Below are 13470 nucleotides of genomic sequence, written 5' to 3'. Positions count from 1 at the left end.
ATCCGCCGAAGGCGGAGAGGGCAAAGCCCTCACTGAGCTCAGACTACAACCTACTTTTTAAGAACAAAATCGGCGAAAGCTCACTTGACATTCACCGAAGGTCCTGAGGCACCTTCTCGTCTGCAAGTACATAGACTTTGCGCCTTACGCCTGGATCCGGCGATGCATATATCTGAAGTTCAGGCAAAAGATACTCATGCGCGAGGAGCGTCAAGGGTCGGATGATCGCCCAGCCTGCACCTTCTGCGACCATTTTGATGCACAATGCATTGTTGTCGGTCTGCAGCTTCGAGACGAAGTTGAGATCATGCGTTGTCAAGTGTCGGCTCTCGAGCCGCCCGCCGCCGCTTGCGAAATAGTTTTTGATGAGCGGCAGTCCGCAGAAAGCCAGTTCTCCCCATGTCCAGCTGCGTGAGATCCCGACGCCAGCCCGCTTTGGGAAAATGATCACCGAAGGCTCTTCCAAAAGAAGATGTCTGCGAAGCCGGGAATTCTCGAAGCACGGATTGATGGAAAGGATGATGTCGACCTTACCGTCACGCAGCAGTTCTACGAGGCGATCGGCGCCTCCGGTGAGGCATACAAGCGAACGAACCGAACTGCTGAGAGAGACGATGAGATGCGGCGCCGCGCTTTCCGCGAAGCTCTCCATCAGCCCCAAGTGCAGTGATGGCTTCAGACTCCCGGCAGCTTCCACGCGCTTGAGGGCTGCCTGGGCAGACTTCATGAGGGAAAGAAGCTCACCGTGAAGCAGTCTCCCTTCCGGCGTCAGGACGAGAGGGCGGCGCGCACGGTCGAAAAGCTCAACGGACAGCGAAGGCTCGAAATCCGCAAGCTGTCGGGAAACAGCCGAAATGGAAACCCCGAAGTTCTCAGCTGTGCGGCTCAAAGACCTCGTTCGAGCGATGTCGACGAAAATTTCCGCATTTCGGGAAAAGAGAACTTGATCGGTGCAGCTCATAGGGGTTCCCTCGCTCTGCGTCTTCGCGAAGATTGCGCGGGAATAGAAAAAACCGGCATGTATGCACCCATGCCGGCCGCAGAAAGAAAGGCGGGCGGGATTTCCCATCCTCAAAGCTGAGCGCTTCAGTGTGGCTCATGGTCCAAGACCCTTAGTCAAGTTCCTAAAACCATTTCCTGCGGCGCACGACTTTGTTAATTCCCGCCCGCATTTCTCCGCTAATCCTTGAATTTGAGCGTTTTCAGCTGAGCAACCAGCGGCAGGATGTTGGGATAGTCCTCGAGATGCAGAACAATTTGTTCGATTTCTTTGAGGGCGTCCTTATCCATCATGGCCGCGGCGGATTCGAACTTGTTTTCGACGAGCGCGAGATCAGCATCATCTGACGATCCAAGACGCTTCTCGACGAAGGTCGTTCCATCCTTGAGCGTTATTTCGACCGTGGCCTGGCGTTTTGGGAATGCGGCCGTAGCCTCCGGATCTTCGTCAACCTTCACGAGCTTTGCAAGCGCCAGCACCTCGGGGCTCTTTCTGATCGACTCAGCAAACTGCTTGAGACCAACCGAGCCGAACATGAGCTGCACCGCGAAGCAGTAGGGAAGCGAGAACTTCGCCTCATCTTCGGTTGCTGCCTTGAGCTTGGAGGTGATGTCAACGGCGACTCGATAGGTGCGCACCGTAATCTTCTCAACTGCTTCAGGCTTAATGTCCGGATGAGCCTTCATCAGCGCACAGAGCCCGTCGAGAGGGGAATTGGTATGCCCGCAGGAAGAGTACTTCTTGAAGAATGCCGTATCGGAAACAAGGGTTTCCTCAGAAGGATTCTCTAGATTTTCAGGGTGCGGATCCGTGCATGTGGCCGCGATAAAGCCCTTTGGTCCCATGATGGCGCTGTGTGAGCCTGTGAAACCCATTTTGGCGAGCAGAGCCGCATCAATGCCGTTCTGGCAGGCCTCAGCGATATTGAGCGCCTTAGCATGAGAGCCGAAGCTCTCGACGAGGCCGCCGTTCATCGTAGTGGCAAGGCCGAGCGCATTGTTGACCTCGTCAGGCGTGAGCTTCAGGAGACTGGAAGCAGCGGCAGCGGCAGCAAAAGTGCCGACGGTTCCAGTCGTATGCCAGCAGCGGTAGTGCGTCGGGTTGACCATTCGTCCGAGCCGCGTGAAGACGTCATAGCCGAGAATGACGGCCTTGAGGAAGTCCTTGCCTGTTGAATCCTGCGCCTGACCGAGCGCGAAGGCTACGGGAACCGTAACGGAGCCTGGATGTCCAATCGCCGTGCGGTGGCCGTCATCGAGTTCGCAGACGTGACCGGCAATGCCGTTGATGAATGCGGCGCTCCTTGCGGGGACATCGAAGGGCATGCCGAGAGCGAAGGCCTGCGGATTCCATCCGGCGACAGACATCAGCTGCCGCGCCATGCGGGTCTGCGGATAGCCGCCGCCGGCGACTGCGCAACCGATCCAGTCTAGGACGCGCAGCTTTGCATCGTCAACGAACTTTTCGGCGATTTTGTTGTAATCGCACCGCGAGATAAAGCGGGCCAGCCCGGCCTGGAGAGGTTCGTCCATGGAGGATCTCCTTCTATATGCGGTAACGTCCTGCTTTCCCCTGAGCACATTCCTCATGGCGGAAGGCGGGGAAAGCAGAACTGAGGATCATGTTTCGATCAGAATCAGATGACGATCGTGAACGTAAGGACGTAGTTGAGCAGGATGCAGAGCACGAGCGGAATTGCGTTTCTCTTCACAATCTGGAAGGGAGAAACTCCCGCGATGCCCGCTACCGCCACAATGGCGCCCGTCACCGGGGAGAGCGTGCGGCCGAAGCCGGTCATGGTCTGCAGCGGAAGCAGCATATCTGCGGAATGAACGCCGAACTTCGAAGCGATGCCCGGAATTAGGGATGCGAAGGAGAAGAACGGAGCGTTGCCCGAACCCATAAGGAAAGCGACCACGCCGATCACCAGGCTCATCACGACTACCATGAAGCCGACGCCGAGCCCCATCGATTCGACGCCCGAAATGAGGGAGTCGACCGCGCCGATGGCAATGAGGCCCTTGCCGAACACCTGGCCCGCAACAATAAGCGCCACCACTACGGCAAACTGCTTGGCCATGCCTTCAAAGAAGGCCTTCATGCCGCCGAGAACTTCAAGCACCTTGCGGGTGCGGATGAGTTCGAAAGCCATAGCCGTAAGGACGGAAAGGACGATCGCAGCCGGAACGCCGACCTTGATGCTGATGCCCCAGCGGCCGATGACGACCGGGTTGAAGACGAGGAGGATGACGAGCGGAACGATCGGAAGAATGGCGTAGAGCTTAGGAACTGGCAGTTCCTGGGCGGCTTCCTTCTTGAACTGTTCCTGCAGAGCCTGATAGCCCTCGTCGATGCCTTCGCGCTTGTCCCAGTATTTCTGGGTGAAGTACTGTGCGACGAGCATGCAGATGAGGAGCGGGAAATAGATCTTCATCTGCCAGCCGAGGAAGTATTCGGCCCATTCAATGCCGGACGTACGCGCAGCGAGCATGCAGTTGGCGCTGCCCGGCCCGAGGTCGAAGAAGCGGCTTGCGGCGATGATGCAGACGGCCGTCATGCGCGTAACGCCCGCGCGGATGAGCACTGGATAGAGCGTCACCATCAGCATGAGCGCAAGACCAGAAGCGCTCGGGATTGCCATGCCGATGATCTGAGTGACGACGAAGCCCATACAGGCAAGAATATAAGGGGAGCGGATGTACTTGAGAGGGCCGCCGACAACTGCGTAAAGCGCCGAACCCGCATGAAGCGTATCCATGTAGCGCGCAAAGCCGCCCATCGCCATGATCGAGAGGCCGAGACCGCCGAGCGTGGTCGAAAGAGTTGATTCGACGACCTTGAAGATGTCGAAGAAGGCGCTGCCAGTGCCCTTCTTGAGCGCAATGCCGGGATCCGCATCGATAAGCACCGCGCATGCGAGGAGCACGACGCCGGCGATCATAAGGACCGCTGTGGCGTACCCCTTCTTGGCGATCATCCAGCCTACCCAGACGATCACGATGAGAGAAATGATTAAGCCGAGCATTTTCGGTTTCCTGCTCTATTACTGTACGAGCCTCAGGAAGCTTCATGTCAGGCGCCCAAGGAAGCGCTGATGCCGCTCCTGTAAAAAAACGGCGCTCCGGCCGCTGCCGGTCATGGAGAAGAAAATCCGGTAAAGACAGAAACCGCGGATTTCTTCAAAAGACCTCAGGCGGCCGGAAGACCGCATCGGGATTACTTCACGGTTTCCTTCGGGGATTCCGCAATCGACTTATCGGTAAGTTCCTGGCCGATGCCCGGCAGATCGGGGATCTTGTACTTGCCGTTTTCGGGGAGGTAGTCGTACTTGCAGGTGCAGCGGTTGCCTTCCAGGAGCGCGTAGCGGTGGAGTTCGTGGATCGCGAAGTTCGGAATAGCCGCCTCAAGCTGCAGGGAGGCCGCGGTCATGATCGGGCCGCCGCAGACATGGATCTGGCAGGTCGTGTCGTAGATGTGGCCCATGTCGCAGATCTTCTTCGCTTCGGACATGCCGCCGCAGGTGCCGATGTCGGGCTGAATGAGGTCGATAATGTGGTTTTCGAAGAAGGGGCGATAGCCCCAGCGCGTGAAGACGCGTTCGCCGGCGGCGATCGGGATGCTGATATGTTCGCGGACTTCCTTCAGGCACATCGGATTGAGGTTCATCACCGGCTCTTCGTAGGCGGCGATGCGGAATTCCTCGATCATGCGGCCGAATTCGATCGCAGAAACCTTGTCGGTAAGGGCATGGGCCTCAACAATGATGTCGACGTTGTCGCCGATCGCTTCGCGAATTGCCTTCAGGCGCTTGTAGCCGACCATCAGGTCGCGGCGGGCAAAAGCGCCGTAGAGGTTGCGCTTCTTGGCAAAGCCCTGCTCATCGATTTCGTTGACGTCGACCTTGATGCAGTCGTAGCCCTGTTCGACGGCCTGGACCGCAGCGGCGGCGTACTGTTCAGGGGTAGTGAGGTGTTCCTTCTTTTCCGGATCACCCCAGCCGAACTGCAGCTGTGAGGCGTAGGTATGGAGTTCGTCGCGGCACTTACCGCCGAGGAGCTGGTAGCAGGGAACGCCGAGAGCCTTGCCCTTGATGTCCCAGAGCGCAACGTCGATCGCGGACATGCCAGCCGAAACGACCGTGCCGCCGCCCTGCCCCCAGAAGGTCTTCTTCTGCATCTTGTCCCAGATGAATTCGGACTTCATCGGGTCGAGGCCGATGATGATCTTGGCAAGGTCCTTCGCCATTCCGAAGCCCGCAGAAGCGCCGACGCCGTAAGCCATGCCGACTTCGCCGAAGCCGCTGATGCCTTCATCGGTATTGATGCGGACAACCACAGGACGCCACTTGGACACGGCGGACTGGTACGGGTTCTTGACGTCAATGATGTCAACGCTCACGATCTTCATGATGCACTTTCTCCATAAAGTTTTGTGCGGTCTGAGTGCCGCTGAATTTCTTTCGACCTCTTGATCTGGAAGGAGAGCGTCCGGCGGGCGGCGCCCTCCTCCGTTCATCTCAGCCACATCCCCGGCATTGAAAATTCCGCAGCAAAAGGATTGTTGGAATCCTTGTATGTCGGTATACCAGTTAGTCCATTAAGAGAGCAAGAGCGTTTTTCGAATACCTCAAAAGCGGTAAGAATTGGGCGACGATTTCGTTTTTCTCATTTTTCGCGCCGATTCGCTCTCTGCGGCATTTATGCTCATTAAGAGGTATTTTTGGAAAGGGAAACCGAATGGTTAAAGAGATTCGATTGATGAAATTGAATCTCATCTCAAGTTTTCTAACGTCAACTGCGGGAGAAAAGCGCTCTCGGCGGGTTCGTCGCCTTTTCAGAGCGTCGGACCCGCTTCAGCTTTATTATGACTTTCACCTAATCATAAATCGGTACTGATGTTTACAGCCAATTGACTCGGCGATTCAGCACGTCGGCAAACGCGCCGGCCACGTGCTGCAGAACCGGTTCGGTCAGACCCGCCATGGCGATCCTGCCGTTGTCAATACCGTAAACGGCGTGATGAACGCGCAGGCACTCCATCTCCTCGGGCGAAAAACCGGTAAAGGAAAAAATTCCGCGCTGCTTCAGGGCGAAACCAAGATCTACCCCGAAGGACTTTCCCGCCTCATAAAGTCCCTGCCGCATTGCCTGAACGCGCTTTCGCATTTCCGTGACCTCACCCATCCAGCGGATCCGAAGTTCCTCATCACCGAGCACTTCCGCCGCGATTTTCGCGCCGTGTGCGGGCGGGTTGGAGTAAAGCGCTCTTGCGGCCTGCTTGAGCACGGAAAGCACGGCCGTCGCCTCGCGCGAAACGGGTTCAACAACGTGCAGAGTTCCTACGCGTTCTCCATAAAGGCTGAGGCCCTTGGAGAGCGACACGGAGAGAAGGAAGGGCAAACCGCTCGATGCAAAGAGGCGTACAGGCGCTGCATCCTCCCAAAGTCCCTCGGCGAAACCTTGGTAGGCCATATCAAGAAACGCCAAGTGCCCGCAGGCGGCGACCGTTTCAAGGACAAGCTTCCATTCCTCAGGACTCAAGTCGAGTCCGGTGGGATTGTGTCAACAGACCTGCAGCAGAACAAGCGAAGGCTGCGGAAGGGCGCGCATGTCTTCGAGCATCCGCTCAAAGGAGAGACAGCTCTTCGCCTTGTCGTAATAGCTGTAATCCGATACCGTTAGCCCGCCGAGCCTAAAGAGTGCCCGATGATTGCCCCAAGTAAGGTTGGGCACTGACGCGTGACGGATTCCAAGCGCAGTTTTAGCGAAAAGCCCGCCGACATAAAGAGCGCCGGTTCCCCCGAGTGCCTGAATGGTCGAAACTCGATTCGTGGTGAGTACCTCGGACTTCGACCCGAAGGCGAGCTCTTCAAGAAGCCTGCAGTAAGGCCCGTACCCTTCGATCGGTAGATAGCTATGTACGGTCCCGCGATGGAGCAGTCTCGATTCTGCCTCTCTCACCGTCTGCTGCAGCGGAATGCAGCCATCCGCGCCAAGATAGTTGCCGACGGTCAGGTTTACCTTCTCTTTTCGTGGGTCCGCACGGAAACGATCGCTGATGCCGATGATAGGATCAGCAGGTGCAGGCGGGATCGCCTCGAATTTTTCAACGAGCATGGGAGCTGCTCCTTTCTAAATGAAGAAATGAACGCCGGACCCTGCTCTTCTCGAGCGGACGATCCGGCGTACGGGAAATCTCTTGAGTCGTCATGAGACTCAGAGCTCTGGACCCTCCATGAAGATCTCAAGCTGTTCGGCGTAGTTGAGCGTCTCCATCTTCGTATAGGTTCCCGATGCGATCCTCAGCAGATGATCGAGCAGCTCTTCGCCGACCACTTCGATGTCCCGGGCTTCAGTCATGATTGAGGACGAATCAAAGTCGAAGTTGTCCGGCGATTTTTGATACGCATTGGCATTGCCCGTAACATAGAGGAAGGGCGACACCACCGTCGGATTGATGGCTGGCATCATGGGGTGCATGGGCATAGCGCCGCCGCCCATCTGATAAATCACGATCGAAGCGCCGCATGCGGCAAAGCAGAGCGGGAGAGAGAGCGACGACATCCAGGAGTCGACGAACCAAAGCCCCGGGTGCGAAGGCCGTTCAGCGTAGTCGAGCACGCCCTGAATCTGTTCATGGCCGCTCTTGGAGATCGCGCCGAGAGACTTCTCCTCAAGGGTGGAAATACCTGCGGCAATGTTTGCCGGAATCGGATTGATCGCTCGGATGTCTTCACCCGTCGAAAGCGCCTTATCCTCCCAGCGCTTGGCTGCGGCGTAGATATCGCGCGCCACGGCTTCATTCACTGCGCGGGCAGCAACTTCATCCTCAGCGCCGATAATTTCAGTCGTCTCAGAGAAGAATGCTGTTCCCCCTGCCCTTACGACGCGATCAAACACCGCACCAACCGTGGGATTCCCGGCAATGCCGGAAGTGGCGTCTGAAGTGCCGCACTTGACGCCTAGCGTCAGAGCGGACAGCGGGCACACTGAGCGGCGGAAGTCCGTTGCAGCAAGTACAACCTCGCGCGTCTGACGGAGCGCTTCGCCGAGAAGCCCGTAGGAACCGCCAGCTTCATCAAGGCAGATGATGCGGTACGGTTTCCCGGAGGCTTTCGCCTCCACAGCGAACCGGTCGAGTCCCATATTGCGGTAGGCCGAACCCGAAGAGCGCTTCACGGCTAGGAGGACAATGCCGCCGACGTTGGCGTTTTGCATGAGTCCGATCATCGTGCGGGCGATCGTTTCACGGTCCTTCTTAGGGCGGCCGGTTTCAGCTGGTATCTCAAAATGTACCGTGCCGCGGGTCATCCGGGCGACGTTGGAAGCGATGAAGTTGAGCGAGCGCACAATCGGAAGCACCAGCACGACGTTGCGCACGCCTGCCTGCCCGTCGGGACGCATGAAGCCGAGGAAAGTCTTGTCCGTCATGATTCAACTCCACTATTACTGAGCAGCGCTGCGGTCGCCGCGGCGCGGCAGCCTTCAATGTTTTCAACGTGAACAATGCGTCCCGGCGCGATGTCTGTGATCGCGCGGCCGATCGGACGGCCGTACTTTATGATGAGATCCCCTTTTTGAATCGTCTTCACGGACACCTTGAAGCCGAAAGGAATCTCATTTTCGACAGTAACGGGGGAGCCGAAAGGCGCACCCTTCAGAATGAACTCGACCGAGGCTCCTGGACGCAGGGGCTCGAGGGCAGTAGCCACATTGTCTGCGGCGTCGAGCAGCAACGCTCTGGGCATGATGAAACTCCTCAGGGGAAGTGATTGATTGGCGCGGCGTCCCCTAGAGCACCGGACCCTCAAGGTACATTTCAAGCTGTTCGTCGTAGTCAAGCGTTTCCGCCTTGGTCATAGTGCCGGAAGCAATGTCGAGAAGAAGCTCAAGAAGCTTTTCGCCGACCTCTTCCACGGGTCGAGCTTCGGTCATGATCGCGGAGGCGTCAAAATCGAAATTTTCCGGAGACTTTTCATAGGTTCGCGGATTACCGGTCACGTAGACGAGCGGAGAAACGAGGCCAGGATTGATTACCGGCAGCATGGGGTGGGTCGGCATCGCGCCGCCGCCCATCTGAAAGATCACAAGCGCAGCGCCATTGGCGGCAAAGCTGAGCGGAAGCGAAAGGGACGCCATCCAGGCATCGACGAACCAGAGGCCGTGCGTCGGCGCATGCTCGCCGTACCGGAGGACGCCTTCAATCGGAAGATGACCGCTCTTCGAAATCGCTCCGAGAGACTTTTCCTCAAGCGAAGAAAGGCCGGCTGCCTGACTAGCGGGAATAAGATTGATCGCCCTTACGTCCTCGCCGGAGGCAAGCGCCTTCTCCTCCCACCTGCGGGCAGCAGCCCGGATCATCTTCGCGCCTTCTGGAGTGACGGCTCGAACGGCCAGATGATCCTCAGCGCCGATAATTTCTGTTGTTTCCGAAAAAAAGGCCGTCCCGCCCGCACTTACGATCCGGTCCACGGCGGCACCGACGCAGGGGTTGCCTGCGAGACCTGAAGTGGCATCAGTAATGCCGCATTTGACGCCGATGGAGAGCGCGCTCAGCGGACATTCCGTCCGCCTCGTCCGCGAAGCCTGCACAAGCACCTCTCGGGCAGCAAGAAGCGCGTCGCCGATCATGTGAGCGGCGCCTCCAGAGTTAGTCAGATATACGGCGCGCCATGGCTTCCCAAGCGCGTCCGCTTCTGAGAGGAACCGTTCGCTCTCCATATTTGGATATGAGGAATCCGTCCTCGAGGACTCTGCAAGGATCACGATGCCGCCTACATTGGGGTTCTTCATGAGTCCGATAAGCGTGCGGGCGATCGTCTCGCGATCCTTCTTTGGACGCCCCGTTTCGGCCGGCATATCGAATCGAAGCGTCCCGCGCGTCATGCGCTCGACCATTGACGCAATGAATTTGAGCGAGCGATGGATCGGCAGAATCAGCACGTAGTTGCGTACGCCCGCGCTGCCGTCCGACCGCATGTAGCCGAAAAAAGAATGCTCAGACATGGTGAGCCTCCTCTGCCGGCGCAGTTTTCTCACCCTCGATCGTTTTGTCTCCCCTGCCCCGGCAGCCTTCCATGTTCTGCACATGCACGAGTTCGCCCGCTTCAATCCGCGTCGTGGCTCGACCGATGACCTCGCCGTACTTGAGCACGTTTTCTCCCGGGTCGATCGGCCTCACGGCAACTTTGTAGGCAAACGGAATGAAGGCGCGGGCCGTGATCATATCGCCGCTTTCGCAGCCGCTCCTAATGACGTCAAACGGCATATTTGCCGGTATATCGCACATGGCGGTGGCGATATTGTCAAGCGGAGAGATCTGCAGTGCGCGGAACATGATCACGAATCCTGATAGAGAAGATCTGGGAGACGGACAGTCAAGGCATCAAAGGCTTAGAAGTCCAAGCCAAGCCCACCAGGGGATGCCGATGATGGCATAGACAGCGTAGCCGACAAGCGTGAAGAAGAGGCCGTTCGCCCACCAACGCTTCATCGGCACGTAGCCCTGACCGAAGAGCACCGGCCCCGCAGCATTGGCGTAATGCGTCACCAGCGCGCCCATCACGCCGACGTTCACGAAGACGAGGAACATCTCCCAATGCGGCAGACCTGCAGCAAGGCCGATAGCGTACTGCACGGGTACGACCGATGCCATGTACGCGCCACAGGACACAAAGAGATAACGGCAGAGGGTGCCCATCGCGCAGAGGAAGATCAGAATGCCGATCTGCGAGAACTGACTGAAGTCGACGTTGGCCTGAAGGAGACCCGCCATCCAGTCGAAGAACTTGAACTTGTTGAGAGCGCCGGCAAGACCGAGGATGCCGCCGTACCAGACAAGGGTAGACCAGACCTGACCGTTCGTCGCAATGCGCTTCCAGGACAGTACGCCCGAAAGAATGAAGGCGGCAATCAGGCCGAGCACGATGGCGGTCGAATTGATCTTCGTGTAGCTGCCGGTTGCCCAGCCGACAATCGCCATCAGGAAGAAGAACAGAAGGAACTTTTCATTCCTCGACATGGGCCCGAGTTCGGCCAAGCCCTTGGCGGCAAGCGCTTTATTGTCGATCACGCCGATTTCCGGCTTGTACACTTTATGAAGCAGCCAAGGGGCAAGGAGAATCATTGCGAGAGAAGGCACGCAGAAGGCCGTAGTCCACTGCAGCCAGGAGATCTCGAGACCGAGCATATCCTTCGTAAGCTGCCAGATAACAGTATTGGCGGCATAGGCCGTAAGGAACGTAATGCCCGTAATCATTGAGACGATATAAAGCAGCTGCATCAGATACGCGCCGATGCGGCGGGGATTTTCTTCAGCCGTAGACCCAAGCGCTTGAGAGATCGAGACGAAGATCGGTGCAATGATGCCGCCCGTGCGGGCTGCGTTCGAAGGCGTCACCGGTGCAATGATCGCGTCCGAAAAAGCAGCGGCATAACCAAGACCAAGCGACGTGCGGCCGAACTTGCCAATCATCCAATAGGCGATGCGGCGGCCGAGATTGGTATCCTGGAATGCCTGAGAGATGACAAAAGCGCCGACTACAAGCCAGGTCATCGTGAGAGAAAAACCCGAAAGCGCGACGCCGTGCCCGCGCATAATGACGGCATAAGCGCCGAGCGCAATCATCATTACAGCTGCTTCAGACATGGCCTGCAGCATGATGCCCAAAATAGCAAAGGCGTAGAACGGGAAAAGGCCCCACGCCTGAGGCGTCATGCCTTGCGGAGGATCCATAAATAGGAGGAGCAGCGGCGATGCTGCTGCAATCAGCTTTAAATAGTTTTTCATAATCATTTTTATCTTTTGTAGGTCAAAGTAATCTCATCGCACACGCTTCTCGAGCCTCTAGCAGGGCCCGGGAAGCGCCTTATGAATTTTTATTTGGCGTTTGCAATGCGGAAGATTTCCGCTCCGGCATCGGGGCCGGCAGATTCGAACGAGCGGCAGCAGGCGATGAACTCATCCTGAATCGCGCTCTTCAAAATGCCGTCGGTCATCATTCGGAATTTGTCGGCGAGCTGATCCCAGGAAACTTCGTTTTCCGGGTCGCCCGTCGGGGCCTGAATCTGAGCAGAAAGCTCCCGCCCCCTGCTCGTCACGGCTTCAATGCGGCAGGGCCAGTTCTTCGGCACGCAGGCATTGATCGCAGGGTCGTCGATCACCTCCGTCACCTGTTCAATGGCCTTAACGCGCGGGTCTTGAACCGCCTCTTCCGTGAAATCGGTTTCCCGCATGACTCCGCGGACGATCGCGGAGGCAACGCAGTAGGTGATCGAAAACTTCCCTTCGCGGCCAGTCTGCGGATCGGTCTTGCCGGCAATCGAAAGAGCCGTACTGTAGGTGTGGAGCTTGAGCTTCGTGATGGTTTCGCCGGGCTCGAGCTGCTTATGAAGCGCAATGCCTGCGTCAATCGCTGAATGCGTGTGCCGGCAGCACGGGTAAGGTTTGAAGGAAACCGCGCCAGCGCGCCAGTATTTGCCGAAATCTTCAAAAAATTCGATCTTCGGTTCCTGACGGGCAAAGCCCGCAAAGAACCCCTGCCCGCCTTCGAGCACGTGAGCCGGACCACTAAAGCCTGCGCGCGCAAGAAGCGCTGTGAAAACGCCGTTCCCTGCTGCATTTCCCGCGTGCATGAATTTGGTCATTGCTCCATCGGGATTGAACTGCCAGAGGCCCGCAGCGCAGGAGCCGGCATTGCCGATCGCCCAGAGCGTGCGTTCAGGGCTGAGCCCCAAAATTCGGGCCCCGGCGGCGGCTGCACCGAAAGGCCCCGTAGTTGCCGTGGTATGAAAGATTTTGTAGTGCGCCGGCGTAATCGCAGCTCCGATGCGCAGCATCACCTCGAAACCAGCCGTGACGGCAGTGAGAATATCCGCGCCGTTCTTAGCTTTCGCATCCGCCGAATCTCCGGTAAAGAGCGAAAGAGAAAGTGCTGCCGGAATCACGCATGTGGCCGGGTGCGAAATCGATGCGCGGTCCACATCGTCCATCTCATTGATGTGACCGTAATAGCCGTTCATGAAGGCTGCGGATCTGAAATCGGCTGCGTAGGGTTCCCCAAATACGCCTGCTTCGCGCGCCCAGCCGAGAAGCTGCTCGACCTCTCGGGCGGGCTTTGAGGCAGGATCTCTAGACCCCTTGATGGCGCAGCCGCACCAGTCGAGCAGATCACGCTTCATGCGGTCAACGACATCGAGCGGGATGTCGCTGAAGGAAAGATTGGCGCCAAAGTCGGCGCATGCGCGCGACGGTGAGAAGGCAGTCATTGAAGACCTCCTGACCAACCGGCACGTGCGTCAGCGAACTATTAACATAGGCACAAAATAGTTGACAAGCGGCTACGGTTATGTTATAATTGATAAATGAGTTACGAAGATAAAACCACCACAACCCTCGACGGCCGCAAGGCCCCTCCTGAAGCCCAGCTCGAGCTTCGCCGCCGCTGCATTGTTTACTTCCGTGATGGAGTA

At 57.4% G+C, this 13470-nt stretch carries 10 protein-coding genes and 1 pseudogene; all 11 read right to left on the bottom strand.

The window, feature by feature from the left end; translation table 11 throughout:
* Nucleotides 1–91: 91 nt before the first annotated feature.
* Nucleotides 92–1069 carry a LysR family transcriptional regulator gene (locus tag GBM95_RS08940; RefSeq protein WP_152158784.1) on the bottom strand — a complete coding sequence of 326 codons (978 nt, stop codon included), beginning with the start codon at nucleotides 1067–1069 and terminating at the stop codon, nucleotides 92–94.
* Nucleotides 1070–1179: 110 nt separating this feature from the next.
* Nucleotides 1180–2532 carry an MmgE/PrpD family protein gene (locus GBM95_RS08935; RefSeq protein ID WP_152158783.1) on the bottom strand — a complete coding sequence of 451 codons (1353 nt, stop codon included), beginning with the start codon at nucleotides 2530–2532 and terminating at the stop codon, nucleotides 1180–1182.
* 104 nt (nucleotides 2533–2636) lie between these two features.
* On the bottom strand, nucleotides 2637–4025 hold the full coding sequence (dcuC, locus tag GBM95_RS08930) for a C4-dicarboxylate transporter DcuC (protein WP_152158782.1): 1389 nt from the start codon (nucleotides 4023–4025) through the stop codon (nucleotides 2637–2639).
* A gap of 191 nt (nucleotides 4026–4216) precedes the next feature.
* Complete coding sequence (locus GBM95_RS08925; protein ID WP_152158781.1) at nucleotides 4217–5407, bottom strand: mandelate racemase/muconate lactonizing enzyme family protein; 1191 nt, start codon at nucleotides 5405–5407, stop codon at nucleotides 4217–4219.
* Between the two features lie 491 nt (nucleotides 5408–5898).
* A pseudogene (locus GBM95_RS12715) lies at nucleotides 5899–7116 on the bottom strand (aromatic amino acid transaminase).
* 99 nt (nucleotides 7117–7215) lie between these two features.
* A complete protein-coding gene (locus GBM95_RS08910; protein WP_152158778.1) occupies nucleotides 7216–8430 on the bottom strand; it encodes a UxaA family hydrolase in 1215 nt (404 codons plus the stop codon).
* The gene (locus GBM95_RS08905; protein ID WP_152158777.1) at nucleotides 8427–8747 is read right to left on the bottom strand and encodes a UxaA family hydrolase; all 321 of its coding nucleotides are present in this window, start codon (nucleotides 8745–8747) and stop codon (nucleotides 8427–8429) included. The genes GBM95_RS08910 and GBM95_RS08905 overlap by 4 nt, the downstream gene beginning before the upstream one ends.
* Nucleotides 8748–8790: 43 nt before the next feature.
* Nucleotides 8791–10005 (bottom strand): UxaA family hydrolase, encoded by a 1215-nt coding sequence (locus GBM95_RS08900; protein ID WP_152158776.1) that lies wholly within the window; start codon nucleotides 10003–10005, stop codon nucleotides 8791–8793.
* A complete protein-coding gene (locus GBM95_RS08895) occupies nucleotides 9998–10336 on the bottom strand; it encodes a UxaA family hydrolase (protein ID WP_152158775.1) in 339 nt (112 codons plus the stop codon). Before GBM95_RS08895 ends, GBM95_RS08900 begins: the two co-directional genes overlap by 8 nt.
* A gap of 48 nt (nucleotides 10337–10384) precedes the next feature.
* Nucleotides 10385–11788 (bottom strand): DASS family sodium-coupled anion symporter, encoded by a 1404-nt coding sequence (locus GBM95_RS08890; RefSeq protein ID WP_226963248.1) that lies wholly within the window; start codon nucleotides 11786–11788, stop codon nucleotides 10385–10387.
* An 89-nt stretch (nucleotides 11789–11877) separates the two neighbouring features.
* On the bottom strand, nucleotides 11878–13266 hold the full coding sequence (locus GBM95_RS08885; protein ID WP_152158773.1) for an MmgE/PrpD family protein: 1389 nt from the start codon (nucleotides 13264–13266) through the stop codon (nucleotides 11878–11880).
* Nucleotides 13267–13470 lie beyond the last annotated feature (204 nt).

It is taken from the genome of Sutterella seckii, from assembly GCF_009183815.1.
Classification (GTDB): domain Bacteria; phylum Pseudomonadota; class Gammaproteobacteria; order Burkholderiales; family Burkholderiaceae_F; genus Sutterella; species Sutterella seckii.
This window is presented reverse-complemented; position numbering and strand designations above follow the sequence as displayed.

Coding starts and splice junctions, on each gene's coding strand:
- GBM95_RS08940 (WP_152158784.1), bottom strand. CDS start 1,069: ATGGGAAATCCCGCCCGCCTTTCTTTCTGCGGCCGGCATGGGTGCATA.
- GBM95_RS08935 (WP_152158783.1), bottom strand. CDS start 2,532: ATGGACGAACCTCTCCAGGCCGGGCTGGCCCGCTTTATCTCGCGGTGC.
- dcuC (WP_152158782.1), bottom strand. CDS start 4,025: ATGCTCGGCTTAATCATTTCTCTCATCGTGATCGTCTGGGTAGGCTGG.
- GBM95_RS08925 (WP_152158781.1), bottom strand. CDS start 5,407: ATGAAGATCGTGAGCGTTGACATCATTGACGTCAAGAACCCGTACCAG.
- GBM95_RS08910 (WP_152158778.1), bottom strand. CDS start 8,430: ATGACGGACAAGACTTTCCTCGGCTTCATGCGTCCCGACGGGCAGGCA.
- GBM95_RS08905 (WP_152158777.1), bottom strand. CDS start 8,747: ATGCCCAGAGCGTTGCTGCTCGACGCCGCAGACAATGTGGCTACTGCC.
- GBM95_RS08900 (WP_152158776.1), bottom strand. CDS start 10,005: ATGTCTGAGCATTCTTTTTTCGGCTACATGCGGTCGGACGGCAGCGCG.
- GBM95_RS08895 (WP_152158775.1), bottom strand. CDS start 10,336: ATGTTCCGCGCACTGCAGATCTCTCCGCTTGACAATATCGCCACCGCC.
- GBM95_RS08890 (WP_226963248.1), bottom strand. CDS start 11,788: ATGAAAAACTATTTAAAGCTGATTGCAGCAGCATCGCCGCTGCTCCTC.
- GBM95_RS08885 (WP_152158773.1), bottom strand. CDS start 13,266: ATGACTGCCTTCTCACCGTCGCGCGCATGCGCCGACTTTGGCGCCAAT.